The organism is Methanocorpusculum labreanum Z (assembly GCF_000015765.1).
Taxonomy (GTDB): Archaea; Halobacteriota; Methanomicrobia; order Methanomicrobiales; family Methanocorpusculaceae; genus Methanocorpusculum; species Methanocorpusculum labreanum.
Genome location: NC_008942.1, coordinates 1 through 21,301, shown reverse-complemented (window position 1 = coordinate 21,301; position 21,301 = coordinate 1). Strand labels below are relative to the sequence as shown.

At 49.5% G+C, this 21,301-nt stretch carries 19 protein-coding genes; 11 read left to right on the top strand and 8 right to left on the bottom strand.

Annotated features, from left to right (window positions below; genetic code table 11):
* Position 1 precedes the first annotated feature (1 nt).
* Complete coding sequence (gene ilvC, locus MLAB_RS00095) at positions 2-979, bottom strand: ketol-acid reductoisomerase (protein ID WP_048061925.1); 978 nt, start codon at positions 977-979, stop codon at positions 2-4.
* Positions 980-1,106: 127 nt separating this feature from the next.
* On the opposite strand from ilvC, the gene mptA reads away from it, so the two are divergent.
* The 9 genes from mptA to MLAB_RS00050 all read left to right on the top strand — a co-directional run bounded on the left by mptA (position 1,107) and on the right by MLAB_RS00050 (position 11,054).
* Positions 1,107-2,042 carry a GTP cyclohydrolase MptA gene (gene mptA, locus MLAB_RS00090; RefSeq protein WP_011832397.1) on the top strand — a complete coding sequence of 312 codons (936 nt, stop codon included), beginning with the start codon at positions 1,107-1,109 and terminating at the stop codon, positions 2,040-2,042.
* Positions 2,043-2,233: 191 nt separating this feature from the next.
* Positions 2,234-4,078 (top strand): hypothetical protein, encoded by a 1,845-nt coding sequence (locus MLAB_RS00085; RefSeq protein WP_011832396.1) that lies wholly within the window; start codon positions 2,234-2,236, stop codon positions 4,076-4,078.
* Positions 4,075-5,100: a nickel insertion protein gene (gene larC, locus MLAB_RS00080; RefSeq protein ID WP_011832395.1), complete on the top strand. Its 1,026-nt coding sequence runs from the start codon at positions 4,075-4,077 to the stop codon at positions 5,098-5,100. The genes MLAB_RS00085 and larC overlap by 4 nt, the downstream gene beginning before the upstream one ends.
* A gap of 423 nt (positions 5,101-5,523) precedes the next feature.
* Positions 5,524-6,891, top strand: coding sequence for a coenzyme F420 hydrogenase subunit alpha (gene frhA, locus MLAB_RS00075; protein WP_011832394.1), 1,368 nt, complete (start codon positions 5,524-5,526; stop codon positions 6,889-6,891).
* 9 nt (positions 6,892-6,900) lie between these two features.
* Positions 6,901-7,383 carry a coenzyme F420-reducing hydrogenase, FrhD protein gene (gene frhD / locus MLAB_RS00070; protein ID WP_011832393.1) on the top strand — a complete coding sequence of 161 codons (483 nt, stop codon included), beginning with the start codon at positions 6,901-6,903 and terminating at the stop codon, positions 7,381-7,383.
* A gap of 150 nt (positions 7,384-7,533) precedes the next feature.
* Entirely contained in the window at positions 7,534-8,298 is a 765-nt protein-coding gene (gene frhG, locus MLAB_RS00065; RefSeq protein ID WP_222702369.1) for a coenzyme F420 hydrogenase subunit gamma, read from the top strand.
* Positions 8,299-8,318: 20 nt separating this feature from the next.
* Positions 8,319-9,191 carry a coenzyme F420 hydrogenase subunit beta gene (gene frhB, locus MLAB_RS00060; RefSeq protein WP_011832391.1) on the top strand — a complete coding sequence of 291 codons (873 nt, stop codon included), beginning with the start codon at positions 8,319-8,321 and terminating at the stop codon, positions 9,189-9,191.
* Between the two features lie 124 nt (positions 9,192-9,315).
* The gene (locus tag MLAB_RS00055; protein WP_048061924.1) at positions 9,316-10,125 is read left to right on the top strand and encodes a hypothetical protein; all 810 of its coding nucleotides are present in this window, start codon (positions 9,316-9,318) and stop codon (positions 10,123-10,125) included.
* 116 nt (positions 10,126-10,241) lie between these two features.
* Positions 10,242-11,054: a MerR family transcriptional regulator gene (locus MLAB_RS00050; RefSeq protein WP_011832389.1), complete on the top strand. Its 813-nt coding sequence runs from the start codon at positions 10,242-10,244 to the stop codon at positions 11,052-11,054.
* 79 nt (positions 11,055-11,133) lie between these two features.
* Here the strand turns inward: MLAB_RS00050 and MLAB_RS00045 are convergent, their stop codons facing one another.
* Complete coding sequence (locus MLAB_RS00045) at positions 11,134-12,387, bottom strand: DUF1015 domain-containing protein (RefSeq protein WP_011832388.1); 1,254 nt, start codon at positions 12,385-12,387, stop codon at positions 11,134-11,136.
* Between the two features lie 39 nt (positions 12,388-12,426).
* Between MLAB_RS00045 and rimI the strand changes: the two genes are divergently transcribed.
* Positions 12,427-12,909 carry a ribosomal protein S18-alanine N-acetyltransferase gene (gene rimI / locus MLAB_RS00040; RefSeq protein ID WP_011832387.1) on the top strand — a complete coding sequence of 161 codons (483 nt, stop codon included), beginning with the start codon at positions 12,427-12,429 and terminating at the stop codon, positions 12,907-12,909.
* 251 nt (positions 12,910-13,160) lie between these two features.
* Here rimI and MLAB_RS00035 read toward each other — a convergent pair whose 3' ends face one another.
* A complete protein-coding gene (locus MLAB_RS00035; RefSeq protein ID WP_011832386.1) occupies positions 13,161-13,595 on the bottom strand; it encodes a DUF3795 domain-containing protein in 435 nt (144 codons plus the stop codon).
* A gap of 136 nt (positions 13,596-13,731) precedes the next feature.
* On the opposite strand from MLAB_RS00035, the gene MLAB_RS00030 reads away from it, so the two are divergent.
* Positions 13,732-14,061, top strand: coding sequence for a cupin domain-containing protein (locus tag MLAB_RS00030; protein ID WP_011832385.1), 330 nt, complete (start codon positions 13,732-13,734; stop codon positions 14,059-14,061).
* 92 nt (positions 14,062-14,153) lie between these two features.
* Here MLAB_RS00030 and MLAB_RS00025 read toward each other — a convergent pair whose 3' ends face one another.
* From MLAB_RS00025 to MLAB_RS00005, 5 genes are all read right to left on the bottom strand, one after another.
* Complete coding sequence (locus tag MLAB_RS00025; RefSeq protein WP_011832384.1) at positions 14,154-16,238, bottom strand: sodium-translocating pyrophosphatase; 2,085 nt, start codon at positions 16,236-16,238, stop codon at positions 14,154-14,156.
* A gap of 111 nt (positions 16,239-16,349) precedes the next feature.
* The gene (locus MLAB_RS00020; RefSeq protein ID WP_011832383.1) at positions 16,350-17,765 is read right to left on the bottom strand and encodes a DNA-directed DNA polymerase II small subunit; all 1,416 of its coding nucleotides are present in this window, start codon (positions 17,763-17,765) and stop codon (positions 16,350-16,352) included.
* 57 nt (positions 17,766-17,822) lie between these two features.
* Positions 17,823-18,986 (bottom strand): aminotransferase class I/II-fold pyridoxal phosphate-dependent enzyme, encoded by a 1,164-nt coding sequence (locus tag MLAB_RS00015; RefSeq protein WP_011832382.1) that lies wholly within the window; start codon positions 18,984-18,986, stop codon positions 17,823-17,825.
* Positions 18,987-18,999: 13 nt separating this feature from the next.
* Entirely contained in the window at positions 19,000-19,491 is a 492-nt protein-coding gene (locus MLAB_RS00010) for an Lrp/AsnC family transcriptional regulator (RefSeq protein WP_011832381.1), read from the bottom strand.
* Positions 19,492-19,493: 2 nt separating this feature from the next.
* On the bottom strand, positions 19,494-20,771 hold the full coding sequence (locus MLAB_RS00005; protein WP_011832380.1) for an ORC1-type DNA replication protein: 1,278 nt from the start codon (positions 20,769-20,771) through the stop codon (positions 19,494-19,496).
* Positions 20,772-21,301 lie beyond the last annotated feature (530 nt).

Sequence of the window (21,301 nt, the reverse complement as noted above, 5' to 3'; positions counted from 1 at the left end):
TCTAGGTAAGCAGTCCCCGAAATTCCGCACCGGTCGTCTCGATATCGCTATTTTTCACCTGATCAACAAGACCTGCATATTTTTTACTCCCGGCACGTTTCTCAGCCATCCATTCTTTCGCAAACTCCCCGCTCTGAATCTCATTTAAGATCGTGGTCATCTGTTTTCTTGAATCGTCACCAATGACCCGGGCGCCCCGGGTGATCCCCCCGTAGCCTGCGGTTTTTGAAACGAAGTCGTGCATCTTTGAAAATCCGCCTTCGTATATTAGATCGACAACCAGCTTCACTTCATGAGCGCACTCGGAAAAGGCAAGTTCCGGAGGATAGCCGGCTTTCACAAGAGTATCATACGCCGCAAAAATCAATGCCGGAAGACCGCCGCAGATGACTGCCTGTTCTCCAAAGAGATCCGTCTCCGTTTCATCTCTGAATGTGGAGGCGAGAACTGCTGAGCGTGAAGAGCCGATACCTGCCGCAAACCCGAGGGCCAGATTTAATGCGCGCCCCGTATGATCCTGATGAACTGCAATGAGGGAGGGAACACCCGACCCGTCCTCGTAAAGTTTTCGAACCATCGGACCGACCCCTTTTGGGGCGACCAGAACGACATCCGTGAATTTCGGCGGAACTATAAAGCCGTAATGAATATTGAACCCGTGAGCAAAAACCAGACACTGGCCCTCTTTTAAAAACGGAGCGATATCTTTTAGATAAATATCCGCAGCGGATTCATCCGGGAAAAAAACCGCAAGAATATCGGAGCGCATGACCGCATCTCGGACGGACATGACCGAAAAGCCGTCGGAAACGGCTAAATCAAAGCTTTTTCCTGGACGGTTCCCGACGATGACGGAGATCCCGCTGTCACGAAGATTTCTGGCCTGGGAACGCCCCTGAGAGCCATATCCAAGCACAGCGACGCATTTTTCAGAAATAAATCCGATATCTTCATCAGTCACGGAGTATTTTTGCATCATATATGCTGGTGTATTTGGAATCCGAATACGTATAAAATTATATACCCTCATCCCCATACACATAGTTACACGTTGACGTGCCTTAAATCGAAAACGGCATACTAACGAAAAAAGGACACGATATATAATGTCATTACCAGATGTGCAGTCCACCGCCCCGGATGTGAGAATCAGCCTAACGCGTGTTGGTGTGAAAAATGTCAGAAAACTTGTCGAGGTCGGCAGACCCGGAAAGACCCGGCCGGCGATCTTTATATCAGAGTTTGATGTATTCGTTGATCTTCCAAGCAGTCTGAAAGGAGCAAATCTTTCCAGAAACTTCGAAGTGATCGACGAGGTGCTCCAGCAGGCAACGAGCGGTGATGTCAAAGGTATTGAGGATGTGTGCGGGATCGTTTCACGAAAACTTCTCGACCATCATGAATATGCTGACCGCACGGAAGTTTTTATGAGAAGTTTCTACATGATGAACCGGGAGACACCCGTCTCGAAGACGTCATGTCAGGAAGTCATCAATGTCTACGCACATGCGGTAGCCCAGAGAACGAACGGCAAACCGATGGTCAGGAAAAGTGTCGGAGCTGAAGTTACCGGTATCACCGCATGTCCGTGCGCTCAAAACATCATGAAGGATCACGCGATGCATGTGATGGAACAACTCGAGATTCCCGAGGATAAGATCTCGGCATTCTTCAACGAGATCCCGATGGCAAGCCACAACCAGCGCGGACGCGGCTTCCTCTGTGTTGAGACGGACGGCGATATCATCGTCCCGCTCGAAAAGATCGTAACGGTTCTCAAAGAATCGATGAGCGCAAAGATCTACGAACTCCTGAAGCGCGGCGATGAGAGCTATGTCGTGATGGCGGCCCACAAGAACGCCAGATTCGTCGAAGACTGTGTTCGCGAGATGGCACGCAGAGTGGTCTCCACATTTGGTGACCTTCCTGGGGACACCCACATCACGATCCGGCAGACCAATGAGGAAAGCATCCATCAGCATGACGCTTACGCGGAGAGAAAGGCAACCCTTGCCGAACTTCGCGATGAGCTCAGCATATAATCACTTTTTTTTAATCTGTTCATCCGTCTTTGTACTTAATGAAATTATTTTCATAACCAGCAGAGATAAAGTATCTGAAAATGACCTCTTTTCACCATAATAATAAAGATAAATTTATTTACTTATGACCTATTGTGAAATGTATATATGGTTTGAACATCTAACTCTCACAAAATCAGAGGTGGAATTTCATGACCAACGACACGAAGCAAAAAATCATTTACGCCGCATCCATGGCGGCAACATTTCAACCCGACTCATTATCCAACGATAAACTGGAGGCTGCCACAAAAGGCCACGGTGCTCTGGTAATTCCCGTCTATGCAGCTGCAAACTCTATCGCAGAAGACATTTTCGGTTCGCTTTCGGGAAAGCAACCAAATTCAGCGGAGAAAATGACGGTGCTGGACGCAGCACTTGGTGAACTCCCGCTGGACACCGTCATAGAAAAAGCTGTGAGAGCGGCGGCAAATGCCGGATCTGCTCCGGAAAATACCGCGTTGATCGTTGCCGCGCTCGCTTACTTTGCAGGGTCGGCCGCACGGTCCGGTGTCCCTCTCGGAAACAGAAAACTTGGTGCTATGGCAAGAATGCATGCGGGAGGCGCCAGAACAAGCGCTATTGCCTTAGTAACCGGAAAATCCACACACAGGATCCAGGCATTTCCCGCCTACATGGCAATCTACAAAGCTCTTGAAGAGAAAAAGCTCACCAGTGTCGACGGCTCGCTCCTTCCGGGATTCATCTCCGGCGGAACGATCTATGGTCACTCTGCACTTGGAGAAGACTACAACATTCCAGAGCTTGCCTACAACGCCGCACAGGTTGGAACAAAGGCAATGCTGAATGCGATGGCCGGAGCCGGCGTCACGCCGCTTGCCCTTTGGCCGGCATTGATCGGTTCGGCGGTGACGATGGAAATCGTACATCCTGACGCAATTCTCGGAGAGGAATTTGGCAAATTCGGTGCTGTTAACTCCTCGTATATGGCAGGAAAAGGTGCCCGCGATGCGGCAAAGCTCCCGGAAAAACTGCATATTCGCGGCACGCACGAGGAATATGACACGGCAACACTCTTAGGAGATTTTGGTCTCATTCTCAAAGATGTGGGTGGACCCTCTGTTATCGGGTCCATGGCATTTTCGGAGATCTTTGCCGGATTTGAAGAAGCGGCAATGATCGGCGCAGGATTTTCCGGAGGGCCGGTCAATGCTCCTCTGGGTCATGTGATTGGAGATATTGTTCCCGCTCTTCGCTTGTTAATGCAGAACGGAGGCGATGTGTTTGCGGCGGCGGACGTCATCAGGGAATACAAGATGAACTCATTCATCGACCCGGAGTTGGCCATTTGCAGTTTGAACACCATCGCACGGAAAGCCGAGCAGGTGTCACGAGGAAAAATCACGAATGTGTGTATCTTAGCATCCGAAGGGGTCCGTGACAGAGCAATCTACCGTCGTGCAGACAAGACCTACGAGATGATGAGCAGTGGAAAATCTTTAGCCGATGCTGCAAAACTCTTGGATGAAGAACGCAAAGCATACGTCGAGAAGAGAGGATCGACAATCCTTTCAGGATTCACCGGTCATGCTATTGAACTGAAATTCACGGAACTCAAACCCCATGGAAGACGGACGGATAAGTTCACCGAACGTTACTGGGGTTTTGATTCATATGTTTCCTATGATATAAAAATCGACGGAAAGCCATATCATGTAGAGAATTTAAGCGGAAAAGAGGTTCCCGCTTTTGCGCTGGACGGTAAAAACAGAGATAATCCGGATTGGGGCATGGCCCTGCAGTGCGGCGCAATCCTCGCGCAGGAACTGCAGTACATCGGGCACACGATCATCAATGTCACGGTCCCGGCGGCCGTCGGCAGTCTCTTCGGTCTGGAGGCAAAAGCAGCGGCAAAAGAGGCTGAAGACGGGGCATATCTCACGCGGTCGATTCCAGGTGCAAAAGAAAAGGCAACTGAAGTTGCAAAACTCTCCCAGCTGATCTATGCAAAGATGGAAGAGCCGTTTCCAGAATGAGAACGTTATACATTGATCCGAGAATCGGAGGAATCAGCGGAGCTTCCTTAACGGCGGCTCTTTCTGATCTTGGCGATGTCGAAGATGTGAGAAAAACCGCTGCTGAGGTTTTGTCGCGATGGACGGGACAGGACCCCGATTTCGTGATGGGCGAATTGGGTTTGTCGAGCAAAGCTGAGGAGAAAGCACATGTCATTATTTCGGATCTGGAATCCGTATTCGAAAAATATGTTGAGGAAAAATCTTCTCATAATCGGGCAGTCACGGAAGTTTTGTGTCCTCTCGCATTACTTGATGCGATGGATCTTCTGTCAGCTCCGATTTATTCCGTGCCTCCCGCTCTTGGAAACTGCCGGCCGGAGACGATGGAGATCTGTGCCCGGCATCGAATGCCGGTAGTCGAAAGTCCAGCCGGGTTTGAACGAACCACACCTTCGGGTGCGGCTCTTCTGGCAAATCTTGCAGTATTTCGGCAGTCGATCCCATCGATGACACCGGTAAAAACCGGATATGCAAAAGAGTACGGGCTTTTGGTTGTCGAGGGGGAGATCTCTGATCTAACAGAGGAGAGGATCATCATTCTTGAGACAAACATTGACGATGTCTCCGGAGAGATCATCGGATATGCCGTTGAGCAGCTTTTAGCTGCCGGGGCAGTCGATGTGTTCGTTACGCAGGGGTTCGGCAAAAAACACCGGCCGGTATTTGTTTTATCCGTGATCACGAGTCTTGAAAAGTACCAGAATCTCGTAGAGATTTTAATGGAGGAAACAGGAACGCTCGGCGTGCGGGTCAAAGAAGAGCCGAGGATCGTGGCGGACCGTGTCAGAAAGCCATATCAGTTTATGATTTTCGGCGAAGTGTTTTCTGTACGGGTGAAAGTGTCAAAACATTGCGGACGCATCATTTCAGCAAAACCCGAGTTTGAAGATATGAAAAAAGCTGCACAAAAATTGAATCTGCCTTTGAAAAATGTTATGGCAGAAGTGCAGAGACAGATTCCAAAGATGCTTGATAACTGAAGTCTCCATTTCGGGCTTCTTATCATTCATTTGAATTTTTTCGATTTTTGTGTGAATAACAACGTTTCATCTCTGAACCTACGTAAGAAAAAGAGAGTTGCTTTTTCATTATCATTGACCACAGGGAGAGCGCATGCTCAGTAAGTGAGGAATAAACCTCATATCAGCCGATTTTTCAAAATGGTATTAAATTTTTTTAATTAAGTACAACTTAATAAAAATATTTTATAAAAATATAATATTTTTCAAAATATATCAAAAAATTAGCATTTCAATTTCCAAAAAATAGGCAATCATTAATTAGCCCTGCAAGAAAAATTAAGATTAGCGTACTTCTGTACGTGTCATTAATCCAAAAGGACAATGGTAATATTCCTGTATAGCTGTTTGAAAACCTAAATAATTTAGGATGAGGCGAAAACATTGTCGAAAGTAGTAGAAATTTCCCCGACCACCAGACATGAAGGTCACTCCAAGCTCGTTTTAAAGGTAAACGATGAAGGCATCATCGAGCGCGGAGACTGGCTTTCTATCACACCGGTTCGTGGAGTAGAGAAACTTGCCATTGGTAAAACCTATGAGCAGGTCCCAAAGATCGCTTCCCGTGTGTGCGGTATCTGTCCGATTGCCCACACGCTTGCCGCAACTGAGGCAATGGAAGCATCGATGGGTGTTGAGATCCCAGACGACGCATACCTCCTGCGTATGATTTTACAGTGCGGTAACAGACTGCACTCTCATGCACTGCACGACATTCTTGCACTGCCTGACTTATATCTCCCAGGAACCGACATCAAGGTCAACCCCTTCAGCCCAGAAGAGCCGGTGAGATCTGTCGCAAAGCGTATTCAGACCCTTCGTATGATCGGTCAGACCGTCGGCGAGATCGTCGGCGGCGAAGCAGTACACCCGTCCAACCCCCGTGTTGGAGGTATGTACAAAAACATTACTCCCCGTGCAAAAGCTAAGATCTACGATCTTGCAAAGCAGGGACTCCAGCTTGCACGTGAACAGATGGAGTTCATGATTGCTCTGGAAGAGAACTACATGAAACGTGACTGGGCAGAAATGTGCGGCCGCGAAGTTGCCATTCCAAAAGAACTTGGTTACCACAACCAGGGCTACATGGCAGCAGCTCCGATGTACGGCAGCTCTTCCCTTGACGAGAACCCCGAGTGGGATCCTGCACGCTGGCTTGAAGTCAGACCATGGGACTGGTATATGGGCGAAGAAGAGATCACTCTCGAAGACCCTACATACCCGGTCGGCGGAACCACCAAAGCAGGCACGAAAGCTTGGCCGCAGATGCAGGCATGCACCGGCGTACCTCTGTACGACGGACAGCCTGTTGAGGTTGGTCCCCGTGCACGTCTTGTAAAATACCAGAACTACAACCGCAAAGGTGCAATGGGATTAAACATTGCCCGTGCGATGGAGTATATGGACTGTATGTACAAGATGATTGAGGCAGTTGATGCAATTGACACCAGCGCCTCAGTTTGTGCAGATGTTATCCCTCAGGGTGACGGCGAAATCGGATGGGCAGCAAACGAAGCACCGCGTGGCTGTGATGTGCACCTTGCAAAGGTACGCAACGGCAAAGTCGAATGGTTCTCCATGCTTGTCCCGACCACCTGGAACTTCCCGGTCTGCAGCCGTGCACTTACCGGCGCACCCTGGGAACTTGCAGAAGTTATCGTCCGTGCATACGACCCCTGTGTTTCCTGCGCAACCCACATGATTGTGCTGGATGAAAACAACAAGCTCGTTGCACAGAAGCTCCTTGAGTAAGTATATACCATGGATGGACTGTTTCCAGAAATAATAATCGCCGGTGTCGGTAACGAACTCTTTGGCGACGACGGATTTGGTCCCGTTGTGATCAGAGCTTTAGCTGACTACGAACTTCCCGACAATGTAAAAGCAATGGATGTAGGCCTTGGCGGCCCTCACCTCATCTTTTCGATGCTGGATCCAGAAGTCACAAAAAAACTGATCATTGTGGATGCAATGGACTTCGGGGGAAAACCCGGAGACGTCACGAAAATCCCCGCCGATCTTCTTCCTGAAGGCAGAGGAGAACGTTACATGGATGCCCATTCCGGAAATCTGCTCGATCCGATCGGCAGACTGAAAGGAAAAATGGATATTGTTATTATCGGGTGCCAGCCCGGGTATATTCCTGCTCCGGATTCAGAGGACTTTGCCCTCGAATTAAGTCCGGAAGTCCAAGGAGCTGTTCCCAAAACTGTAACTGTCATCTTACAGGAATTAGAGAGCTGAAAAATGGGATTATTAGATAAACTCAAAGGCTTACTGTTCGGTAATGAGGCTGTCAGCGAGGGAAAACAGGACGCAAAGCCTGGTGCAACACCAGCTGACATAATGGTCGAACAAAAGCCAATTATTACAAAACCAAAGGAGGAGAAGCCAGTGGCTGACAAGATTACTGTAGGACACGTACACATGAGCGGTTGTACCGGATGTCTCGTGTCCCTTGCAGATAACTACGAAGGATTACTTACAATCCTCGACAAATACGCTGACCTCGTCTACTGTCTGACTCTCGCCGATGTGCGCCACATCCCAAAAATGGATGTCGCATTAGTCGAGGGTTCCGTCTGTATCAACGACGAGTGCTCAATGGAAGAGATTTTAGAAACCCGTGAGAATGCAGCAATTGTTGTAGCTCTCGGAGGCTGTGCCTGCTACGGAAACACTACCCGTTTCTGCCGCGGCGGACAGCAGAACCAACCCCAGCATGAGGGTTTCCTGCCAATCGGCGACCTGATCAAGGTCGATGTGTACATCCCGGCATGTGCACCGACACCGCAGCAGATCAGAAACGTCTGTCTTATGGCATACCTGTTACTCAAAGGAAACGACGAGCAGAAGGCACTTGCAACCGCATACCTTACCCCTCTCATGAACCTTGCAGCAGCAGGAACCGAAGCATGCGGCTGCGACCTGATGACCGAAGTCATCAACCAGGGTCTCTGCTGCGGATGCGGCAGCTGCGCAGCAGCCTGCCCGGTCCGTGCAGTCACGATCCAGTACGGCAGACCGCAGATTGAGCGCGACCTCTGTATCAAATGTGGAGCATGCTACGCACAGTGCCCGAGAAGCTTCTTCAGCTTCGACGTCTGTGGACAGTATGAAGCAATCACTAACCTCATTGGAGAGGTTATGAAACCCTGAGGGTCCTGGAGGCGAAAAAAATGGAATATCTTGGACAATACAAGGCAGTCTACAAAGCCAAAGCCGGCTGTGAAGACATTCTCGCAAAGTCCCAGGACGGAGGAATCGTCACAGCAATGTTTGCCTACGCACTTGAGACAGGCATTATTGACGGAGCAATCGTCGCAGGACCAGGAGCAGAGCCGTACAAGCCTGAACCGATGATCGCCACAACGGTCGAAGAACTCTTCGCAAGCCGTGGAACCAAATACTCAGTCTCACCGAACCTTGCACTGATCAAAGAGGCAACCCGCAGCTATGGTCTTGACAAGATCGGTATCGTCGGAACCCCATGCCAGATCCAGGCAGTGCGCAAAGCACAGCTCTACCCAATCGGTCTGCGTGACGTCCCCGACAAGATCGCTCTTGCACTCGGTATCTTCTGTATGGAAAACTTCCCCTACCAGGGACTCTTCCAGATGGTCGAAGACCACTGTGCAACCAAGATCGACAATGTCACCAAGATGGACATCGGAAAGGGCAAATTCTCCGTCTACACCGAGCGCGGTGTAAACTCGCAGATCCCCTTAAAGGTTACTCACAAGTATGAGCAGCCCGGATGCCACGTCTGTCTCGACTATGTCGCAAACATGGCAGATATCTCAACCGGTTCCGTTGGAACTCCGGACGGATGGTCAACCGTCTTCGTCCGCTCCGCAGCCGGTGAGGCAGCCTTCAACAAGGCAGTCGAAGCAGGCTGGATCATTGCCGAGTCAATGGACGGCGTCAAGCCGGGTCTTGAACTCGTCGAGAAGCTTGCAACCGAGAAGATCACCAAAAACCAGAAGTACCTTGAGCACAGAGCCCACAAGGAGCACGCAGCTCTCAAACCACTCCGTAACCCCTACATCTAAACAGTGTATAATGGATTACGACATGTACCCATCCTCTCGGGTACACTTTTTTTGAGGAAAATTTTTCCCTAGGGCAAACCCCAAACGAACATCTTTTCATCTCTCAAGGATGTACCTCTTTATCATGAGCGATACCTCCGCACCTGCGCCGAAAAAAAGAACGGTAAAATCCAAAAAGGATAAAACACCTGAACCAAAACCGGTAAAAATCCCGGAGACTGATCTCCCGGCAGAAGAGACGACCGCTCAGTCCAACGAACAGCCGGCCGATACACACAAACCGGTTCCCGAGCAGTTTTTGACGGATCTTGGATCGCTTGCAGAAATTCTTGAGGCGAATCCCACCATCCTTGAACCCATCCGAGAGGTCTTCGAATACCATCTTGTCGACCCGATCGACCGGAAAACCTTCCCGAAACTCGTCAATGCCATGTCGATGCTCCTTGGGGCAAATGCGACAATGGTCCTCATGACGGCCTGTCATGTCAACTCAGCGGCATTTTTCGATGATTTGCTGCATGCGATCAAAGAAGAAAAACAAAAAAGTGCCGTCTGGATCATCCAGCATCTAACATCCCTCTATGGGAACCGTGTCCAGCAGGCATACACACTCTCTGCCGGCACGATGGATGAAGACTGGCACATGATCGATGTCAACACCTATAAGCGGGAAGGCGACACGCCGCTTTGGATACTCAGCCTTGAACTCGTGCTCTACAACGGAACGGAAACCAAAATCACGATGACGCCTGACTCCGTCTTCCAACTGGTCGAGATACTTTCTGCCGAACTCGCAAAAAATATCCCAAAGGAAAATGTGGACGAAGGACTCATCACCAAATGCGAAAAGAACTTCACCGCATTTTATGAAAAGTTCTACAAAGGCAAAGATGAAGAGAGAAATGAGGACGAACACCCGCCAGGGTATGCGTGAAAGCGCTTGATTGTCCTTTTTGGAAAAAACAACGTATAAGGCTTGCAACTCTCCTGTTGCCGGAGAGTAGATACAGAATTTATCAGACAAATAAAACGTATGTTGGGGGAGAAATAATGTTTCGGATCGGCGAGTTTTCGAAGATGAGCAAGACCACCGTTAAGACTCTGCGGTATTATGACGAGATCGGCATCCTTGAACCGGAAAAGGTCGATCTTGCACGCTACCGTTACTACACAACCGGTCAGCTTGTCAAACTCCACTACATCCAGTCTCTTCAGCAGGCAGGCCTATCTCTGGACGAGATTAAAAAAATAATCTCCGGAGAGGATGCCGCAGAAATTCTGGAAAAAAGAAGAGAGGGACTCGAGACGGAACTTCGGGAAAAAACCGACCAGCTCTCCCGAATCGATTTCATTCTACAAGGAAAAGAGGAGGAGTATTTTATGAATTATCAGGCAACCATCAAAGAAATTCCCGAGTGTATCGTCTACTCGAAAAAAATGACGATCCCAAACTACGATGCCTACTTTACCGAGATCCCGGCAATCGGTGCTGAATGTGCCGCAGCAAACCCGGATATCAAATGCACGGTTCCCGGATACTGCTTTGTCATATATCTCGATGGAGAATACCGGGAAAAAGACATTAATGTCGAGTATTGCGAAGCGGTTGATAAATTCGGCAAGGAAGTCGGCGACATCAAATTCAAAAAGATGCCGGCCATCACCGCAGTATCCGTAATGCACAAAGGACCGTACAGTACTCTCCGTGAAGCATACGCATTCATATTCAAATGGATCGAAGAGAATGGATATACGGTCACGGATAATCCGAGAGAGAGTTACATCGACGGGATCTGGAACCAGAAAACCGAAGATGACTGGCTCACCGAGATTCAGGTCCCGGTGATGAAGAAAGAGAACTGAACCGATCTACTTCGAATCGAAAGCAGAGCGGGAGGGCAGAAGTTCCTGCCCATTATCTATTTTTCAGACCCGCTGAACATCAGCGGATCTCGTGGATGACCATGCCTGAGAGCAGTTTCGGCTCGAACCAGGTCGATTTCGGGGGCATGATGAGTCCCGCATCGGCTACATCGATCACCTGCTGGGCAGTGACCGGCTGCATAATGAATGCTGCCGAGTATTCACCGTTGTCGACATCTCTGATGACATCAGCAAGAGGAGCGATGCCGCCAACAAAGGAGATACGCGGATCGCCGCGGGGATCGAAGATCGCAAGCATATCGTCCAGAACAAGCTCCTGCAGAACCGAAACATCGAGCCTTGAAATGGCATCGGCCGCGGGATCAACCGGGCGGGTCAGTTCATACCATTGGCTTTCAAGATAGAGGTGGATGATATGCATAGATCCGTCGTTCTTGACGGGAATCATATTTTTGGATGTGTCAACTTTCTTTAACGGCGTCACGGTAAATCTGAGAGCGAGATCGCCTAAGAACTGATCGGCATTCATGCCGGCGAGATCCCTGACGAGACGGTGATATCCGTAGATCCGGACCGAGTCGTGCGCAAAGAGAACACTCATGAACTTTTCCGCATCGGGAGTTGCACGGCCCTCGGAAGCTCTTCTTTCCAGAACGTTGGCCGAGGACTTCGCCCGGTGATGACCGTCGGCGATGTAGAGGTTGGCAATTCCTGCAAAAAGGCCGGTGATCTTTTCAACGTCAGCGGGATCCGCCACCCGGAAGATCTGATGGAGATTGCCTCCGGCAGAAATATATTCGCCGTCGGGCGTATGGGCAGCGGCGATGCTGACCAGGGTTTCATGGATGAGGCCCGAGTCCTTATAGAGTAAAAAGACCTGACCCGTGTGGGCGGACACCGCATCGATATGACGGGTCCTGTCCTCTTCTTTGTCGTAGCGTGTTAGCTCGTGTTTTTTTATCGTATCATTGTTGTATTCCTCTACCGAGACACAGGAGACGAGCCCGGTGAACAGTTCGCCGCCAAGCGTTATCTGATAGATGTAGAATGAGGGGGTATCATCTTCCTCGAAAAGTCCCTCTGCCTTCATCTTTTCAAACATTTCTGCGGCCCTCGCATACACACGGTCGTCATGCGGGTCGATATCCATCATTTCCGCGTCGGGACGAATGACACGGAGAAGAGAACGTTCATTTTTTTCTATTTCAGCAGCAGCCTCTTCGGCGCTGATGACATCGTATGGAACGGACGGCACGCTGCGGTATGCATCCGGAGCGGGGCGAAGACCGGTGAAGGGATATACACTAACCATTATGCTATATTGGTTAGCGCCCAATAGTAAAAATAGCAAATGGTAACCTTTAGAGGAGTGGGCGGGACTGCCGCCGGCTGTCTGATCAGAAAAGCAACGATCGAAGATATACCGGATATATACCGGATTGAACTCCTATGCTTTCCCGATCCCTGGGACTATAAAGCAATGCTTGAGATGATGACGGTTTTTCTGACCTCGTTTTATGTAGCAGAAGCGGAAGGGAGGATAGTCGGATTTTCAGCAGGGGCAATTGAAGAGACCGATCAGGAAAAATACGGCCATATCTGTAATATTGCTGTCTCTCCGGATATGCGGGGATTTGGCATAGGCAGACTTCTGCTCCGTAAACTGGAACGGGATTTTTTTCTGGAGGGGTGCTCTGGCTGCAGCCTTGAGGTTCGGGTAAGTAATAATTCTGCGAAGGAATTTTACAAAAAAATCGGGTATGAGGATGTCATTTTATTTGGAGAGTATTACAAGGACGGGGAAGACGCCGTTGTGATGATGCGCTGGTTCTAAATGTCTTCGAAAAATACGTTTAAGACGGAAGACCTCGGATAAGAAATTATCATGATGCAAACCCACTTCAAAAAGCGGAGTGATATTCGAACTGCCAAGGCCGGGAACGAAGAGTATCCACCAGGCCCGGCTGATCGGAGTATGACTATCGTTAAGGACAGACGTTACGGGTTTATCCCCCACCCCAGATTCAAAAAGAGAAGAGCGTACTGAGGATCGATATCCCCAAGGCTCTTGGGATTTCTTTTTCTCTATTTTTCACCTTTGTACACAAAGCCGTCGGCCATGCGTTCATCCTGAAGCTTCCCCCATGCCTCCACGCCCTTTTCACGATACAGTTCATTGTCGTGTTTTACGATAGGGCATCCTTTCAAGAATTCGGTGAAATGCACGCACGGATAATTTTCACATACCGCACACATCTCTATCCCTTTCTCTTTTGCACAAATCCGGATCGCACAGCCGGGGTTTCCGCTGCCTTCGCGGCATGAAGTGCAGGTTCCATTCTCAGCCATGTCTTTCAAAAACGGCCAGAAACCGTCGCCTCCGGGAATCATATGGATGATTTCCTCAAACCCGGCTGATTTCATTTCGTTGTACAAAACTTTGGCAGCAGGCGTAATTTTCGCTCTTACTGCGCAGTTTTCGCAGTAAAGACCGCAATAACAGCTGTATTTTGTATCCATAAGATCACATCCCGCATTGTCTGCCGGATTACTATAAAACTATAGTAATATTCGGTATTTCAAATTTTCCGAAAAAATACAATTCCAAATTGTCTTGATTGGAGAGTTTATATGATTGAGACACCGATAAGAAATCATGAAAGAGAACAAAGATCTGATTGGAAATCCTCTGCCGTTGAAGGATCTCACCGATTATCAGGAGGGGTCGGTCGTATCCCGGATGGTTATCAATAAAAAAGCCGGTACGGTTACGGCATTTGCCTTTGAAAAAGGCGAAGGACTTTCCGAACATTCAGCTCCGTATGATGCCCTCGTTATTGTTCTCGAGGGAGAGGCCGAGATTCCCATCGGCGGTGTACCGCATTTGGTCAAAGAAGGGGATATGCTGATCATGCCGGCAAAAATCCCGCATGCAGTTCACCCTCTGTCCAGATTTAAAATGCTGCTCGTGATGATTCACGAGTGAAAAAAATTCATTTTTTATTTTTAAAAAATCCTGCTGCTCATCCTACTTTCAGATTTCAAGCGATTTAAAAAAAAGAATTTTTTTGATGAAGCTTACAGCAGGAGAAGGACCGGTACGAATACCAGTGAGATCATTGCCATAAGTTTGATCAGAATGTTGATCGAAGGTCCGGACGTGTCTTTGAACGGGTCACCGACAGTGTCACCAACAACAGCTGCTTTGTGAGCGTTAGAGCCTTTTCCGCCGAAGTTACCGAGTTCGATATACTTCTTTGCGTTGTCCCATGCTCCACCGGCATTTGCCATAGTGACTGCAAGGAGGAAACCGCAAACAAGGGATCCGACTAAGAGACCGCCGAGAGCCAGCGGACCGAGGATGAAACCAACTGCAAGAGGTGCAACGATTGCGAGAAGACCCGGAAGGATCATCTTTTTGATAGCTGCTTTGGTAGCGATCGAGACAGCGGACGTGTAGTCCGGCTCTGCGGTACCTTCCATCAGGCCTTTGATCTCTTTGAACTGACGGCGGACTTCAACGACGATCTTCTGTGCTGCATCACCGACTGCTGTCATGGTAAGAGCAGAGAAGAGGAACGGAAGCATACCGCCGATAAGAATACCGATGAAGACTTTCGTGTTCAGGATATCGATTGCATCGATGCCGACTGCAAGAGCGTAGGCGCTGAACAGTGCGAGACCGGTAAGAGCGGCCGAACCGATTGCAAATCCTTTACCGATTGCTGCGGTCGTGTTTCCGACTGCATCAAGCGTATCGGTGATATCACGGACTGAGTGATCCTGGTGGGACATCTCGGCGATACCGCCTGCGTTGTCCGCGACCGGGCCGTATGCATCAACTGCAAGGGAGATACCAAGGGTGGACAGCATACCTACTGCTGCAATACCGATACCGTACATGCCGGCAAACTGGTATGCAATGTAGATGGCGACTGCGATGATAAGAACCGGCCAGATGGTCGACTCCATACCTTTTGCAAATCCGCTGATGATATCAGTGGCTGCACCAGTCTGACAGGATTTTGCGATGCCTAAGGTCGGCTTGTAGTCGAACGAAGTGTAGTACTCCGTGATCAGACCGATCAGGAAACCTGCAACAAGACCTGCGATGGTTGCAAACCAGATTCCCATACCAAGCGGGGCTGCAAACATGAATCCCATACCGATCTGACCGTATAAAAGGATACTCGTTACACAGTATGTCGAGATGATGGAGATGATGATTGCAACAACAAGACCGGTATTGAATGCTTTGTGGATTGCGGAACTCTCATTCTTCTTTGTGCGAACGAAGAGCGTTCCAACGGCTGCTGCAATGATACCGAATGCTGCGATGAGCATCGGGAGGAGAATAAGGTTTAATGCTGCGATAGTTTCGCCGAAGAGTTCAGATGCAAATGCTGCACCTGCAACACCAAGCGCCATGGATGCGATGATCGAACCGACGTAGGATTCGAAAAGGTCGGCACCCATACCAGCAACATCACCGACATTGTCACCAACATTGTCGGCAATGACTGCCGGGTTTCTCGGGTCGTCTTCGGGAATGCCTGCTTCGACTTTGCCGACAAGGTCAGCACCGACATCGGCAGCTTTGGTAAAGATACCGCCGCCGACACGGGCGAAGAGAGCCACTGACGAGGCACCAAAACCAAAGGAGGCAAGAATGGAAACTACGATGTTAACATTGTCGACACTGCCGAATCCGCCGTTGATCATTACAAGGAGAATGAACACGATGGACAGACCAAGAAGACCGAGACCGACCACGGACATACCCATGACCGAGCCGCTTGCAAAGGAGACTTTCACAGCGTCCGCGATTCCGCGTTTTGCTGCATTGGTTGTTCTTACGTTTGCTTTTGTTGCGCTGTGCATTCCGATATATCCTGCAGTTGCCGAAAGAGCTGCACCAATGACGTAACAAAGGGCTGCCCACGGGGAAATGAGGATAGCGAGAATGACTGCAATAACGACGACAAAAGCTCCGATTGCACGATACTGACGATTCAGAAAGACCATTGCGCCAAGGTGAATGGCTGCAGCGATCTTCTGCATCTTCTCATCGCCCGATCCCTCTTTCTTCACGATAGAGAAGGAATAAAGGGCAAAGAGAAGGCCTAAAACGGCACATATTGGAGCGAGATAGATCAAATCCATAGGTATAGAAAACCTCCATAAAATTGGGATGGTTTCTCCTTATATTAATGGGTGGAGGAGCTAATAATACTAATCCCTTGCCGGAACGAAGAAAGAGAGAGGGAAAATCAGTTAAAGAAAACAGAGTTTTTCATAGCTTAGCGTCGCAAGATCCACGACAACCGCCTCGGCCGGGGTCGGGGTTATATTCATCTGTTTCTGGAAGGAGGTCTGAGACTGCCAGGTCCCGGCATTTATCCCGAGGACCCCCCGGTATGAAATGACATCGCTTATGTGAACGTGCCCGGTATGGATGATGTCCGGCACGTCGCGAATGACGAGGGCGTCTTTATCCGTGGAGAGAAGAGGTGTCCTCTGACCGTAGATCGGACCAAGATGCCTGCGTTTGAGCATGGCCTCCATGATCTCGCCGACTTTCGTATAGGAGGCTCCCGGAATGAACTTGATCAGATCATCGATGCTTCTTCCATGGTACATAAGTACGTTGACCGACTGGATGTTGACGAGGGCAGGATTTTCAACGAAGGTAACGTTAGATGGGAAATTTCCGCGAAACTCTTCGGGAAGAGCCGGCTGGGGTTCGGCTCCCCGGACGGCATCGTGGTTGCCGGGAGAGATGACGATTTTCAGCCAATCCGGCAGGGCGGCCATAAGATCACCGACATGATCGTACTGTTCATAAATAGTTTTGATATCCAGCTCCTTGTCCTGATCAGGATAGATACCAATCCCGTCCACCACATCCCCGGCGATAAGGAGATACCCGATATCTTCGCGTGTCTGCATCCATTCTGAAAACTTCTCCCATGCATCAGGCAAAAACGTATTGCTGCCCACATGGATATCTGAAATAAACACGGCCTTGCCCTGTTCTTTCGAGGGAGAAGGGACATTCGTCAGCGGGATATCCGGCCGAAACAGCATGTCGGAAAAAACCATCTGGGTCTTTCCCATACTGTCGCGGGCGAGCTGACCTTTCACGCCGATGACCTCATCAGGGATGATAGCCTCGGCCTCGGCGAATCCATCACGGTTTCTATTGAAAAGCACTTTGATACAGCCGGTCGAATCCTCGACCTCAACGATCCGATGACCTTTGGCACTTGTCGAGATCGAACTCACCATACCCACAAGACCGATCTGCTGATCCGTAAACCGGTTGCCTGTCCTGACAAGAGCTTCGATCGGGATCGGACTGACTCGGCCCCGCATCATAGCGGCAAGAGAATCATACCGGTCGCGAAACATCGTGTAAGAGGATTCCGGATCCGGGAGGGGGACCGAACTCCCCGCCCGCCCGAAAAGGATCTCGGGCGTCCTGCTGACCCCTACATTGAGTTTGTCGGTCCGAAGAGGGATCATCGCAGGCACCTCCTTTGGAGTAACGACCGTCACTCCTTTGGGAAGGGAGGCGATGATCCCTTCAATGACCCCGGTTCCGCCGCATTCGCTGATATAATTCACAACCTGATGATTCACCAAAAATCCGGCATCAGCAAACCGGGTAACAATCTCGCGCTTATCCATAAAAAAATGGTTCAGGTTAAATTAACTTTCCACTCGAAATGAAGGGGTTATTATAGTTCACGAAAGTGACTCGACAAATACCCCGATTCTGCGCACGGCCTCGGTGAGTTTTGCACGATCCACCGCATAACAGGTACGGATATGACCAACGCCGCTTTCGCCGAATGCACTGCCCGGAACGACAGCCACCTGCTGCTCGGTTAAGAGACGCTCGGCAAACTCCTCGTCGGAAAGACCGGTGCCTTCGATCGACGGGAACGCATAAAACGCTCCCTTGGGAAGATGGCAGGGCAGACCGACATCGTTGAGACCCTTAACGAACAGGTTTCTTCTGATCCGGTACTCGGCAACCATCTGGTTCTTTGCCTCCTCGGCGTTCTTAAGTGCCTCGATCGCAGCAAACTGGGACGAGGTCGGGGCCGACATCATCACATACTGGTGGATCTTGAGTGCGGCATCGCAGATCTCCTTTGGCGCACACAGATATCCAAGCCGCCATCCGGTCATCGCATATGCCTTGGAAAAACCGTTCAGCGTGATCGTCCGGTCCCAAAGGCCGTCGATCGACGCCGCCGAGACATGGGAACCTTCGTAGGTCAGTTCCGAGTAGACCTCATCCGAGATCAGCAGAAGATCGTGATCGATGATGATATCGGCGATAGCTTTCAGATCGTCTTTGCCCATGACACCCCCGGTCGGATTGTTCGGGAAGTTGATGATCAGCGTTTTGCTGTTCGGCGTGATCTTTTCCATCAGTGCGTCGGGCGTGACCTTGAACTGATCCTTCGCATCGCAGGGAAGGGAGACGGGTTTTCCGCCTGCCATAAGCACTTCGGATTTGTAGGAAACAAAACAAGGATCAACAACGATCACTTCATCGCCGGGATTCACGACGGTTCGAACGGCAACATCGAAACCTTCCGATACGCCGGTCGTCACGATGATCTCGCTTGGAGAGTACGGGGTATGATACCGCTGCTCCAGATCCTTGGACAAAGCGGAACAGAGATCGGGCAGACCACGGTTCGACGTGTACATCGTCAGCCCTTTCTCGATGGATGTGATGGCAGCTTTGGAAACGTTCCAGGGGGTATCGAAATCCGGTTCCCCGACGCCCAGACTGATAACCTTATCGTTATCCATCGTGAGGACGAGATCGAAGAACTTTCTGATGCCCGAGGGAGGGATCTCGGCAGCTACCTTTGATACAAAATTACGCATGATGATCCCGGCCTTAGAACGTAATAAGCTGTCTGTCGCGGCTTCCCGGACGGGCCATCTCTACACCCTGTTCCTTATACGTCCGCATAACGATCTGGGTCATCGTTTCCCTGATGCCGTCGATCGATGCGATCTGCTCGGCGACGAACCGGGAGATCTCTGCCATGGACTGTCCGGTAATGGTGACCTGGAAATCATAGCTGCCCGTAAGGAGTCTGATACTCTCGACCTGCGGGAAGCGGGAAAGTTTCTCGGCAATACCATCATACCCCAGACCTTTTTCCGGGGTGACTTTCAGTGAGAGAATAACGGAGACCTCATCGACACCCATTGCCGAGTAGTCGATGACTGCCGTACACCGGCGGAGGATACCTGCCTGGTAGAGGCTGGTGATCCTTTTAGTCACATCGCTCTCGGTCACTTCCAGCATGACAGCAAGATCACTTACAGGGATCCTGCTGTTTTTCTGGAGTTCCTTTAGGATTATGGTGTCTTTTTGATCCATATTTAATCACCTTTTTCATGACTTTTCAACAGAGGATGCAGAATACCGCATTCCTGAAACCGTGAATCATTCATGATCACAGTACGTATGTCATTGGTCGGACTCTTAAAATAAATTTCTGTCGTCCGGCCGTGCCTTCCATGGGAAACGACACGGGTCGTGATGATTCCAAGCATGTTGAGTTCGTTGATGAGATCGGAAACGCGGCGGTGGCTCAGCGCTTCGGTGTCGAGTTCGGCCGCAACTTCGCGGTATACGTTGATGACCGAGCCGCTTGTGAACACTTTCTGGCCGGAAGCGGCCATGAGGAGCATGGAGCAGAGAACGATCTTACTCTGTGAGGGAAGGGTTTTTACGCATTCGCTCATCGTATCGGTTTCGATATTTTCCTGAGCGCTGTTGACATGCTTTACCATGACGTGCTCGGCGCCTTCGCGTTCGGCAAGTTCGCCGGAGACGCGTAAGAGATCGAGCGCTCTGCGTGCGTCGCCGTGTTCCTGAGCTGCACGTGCGGCACAAAGACCGATCACTTCATCGGAAACGACGTCCGGGAAAAAGGCCATCTCGGCCCGCTGATGAAGGATGTCCCTGAGCTGATCCGCGTTGTACGGCGGGAAAACAAGCTCTTCCTCTGAGAGGGAAGATAAGACACGCGGATCGAGAAAGTCCTTGAATGTCAGATCGTTCGAGATGCCTATAATACAGACGCGTGACGAAAAGAGGTCACTGTTGATGCGCGTTAAATTATAGAGTGTGTCATCTCCGCTTTTTTTGACCAGCTTGTCGATTTCGTCCAGAACGATGATCTGGAGACCGCCTGCCTGTTCCAGAACGTTCTTGAGTTCCGAGTACACCTGATCGGTGTGCCATCCGGTTGCCGGGATGGTGTTTTTGATTTTGTCGCTTGCTTTCAGATCATGACCGCTGACATGGTTTGCGATCTGGGCAAGGACGCGGTACTGGGTATCGATGGTCTCGCAGTTGAGATGGACAAGTCTGCATGGAGAGAACTCCGAGCTTTCGTTTTCGAGTTCGGTGCCGACAAACTTGACCGTTGCAGTTTTGCCGGTTCCGGTTTTTCCGTAAATGAGAATGTTCGAAGGAGTTGCTCCCTGAAGTGCCGGAGCGAGGATCTCTGCGATGGAATCGATCTGATCCATACGATGCGGGAGTTCTTTTGGGCTGTAACTATGCCTTAAAACCTCGCGATTTTGAAAAATTTTGTTAGGATTGATATATTTTTTAAAGAGACCGGTAGATTTGTAGGGTTCGCTATCCATCGTGATTCCATCCTTGCAAAGTTATTATGTTTTTTTTCCTGATAATGTACCACTACTGCGAGTGGAGTGAAAATCAAAGATATTGGTACGTTTCGAGTGGAGATAATTTGATAACCTGTTGTTTGGATAGAAGAATCTCGTTTGATGAGTTTGCGTGTGCAAAAACGCCCCCACCCCTTTGTTGCGAGTGGAACTTTGTTGGGGAGGGGGAGGGTTGAGGGAGGGTTTTTTTTGGTTTTGTTTAAATACTTTATATATTCAAAGGCTTTAGAGGGGGAAAAAAGTTAGTTGCTTATAAAATTTTTGTTTTTGTTTGTTCTTGGTTATTCCTAACTGATTCTAATTGTTGTACAAAAAAAGTATTTTGTTTTGTCTCTAACAAAAGAAAATCTTTATATGTTAAAAAATGAAACTATTTATGATTACAAAAATACATAAATGAAAAATGTATTTTTCAGCAATACAAAAATATCATTTCCACTCGCAACAAAGGGGTGGGGGACTTCTTTTGCAAATATTCATCAAACACT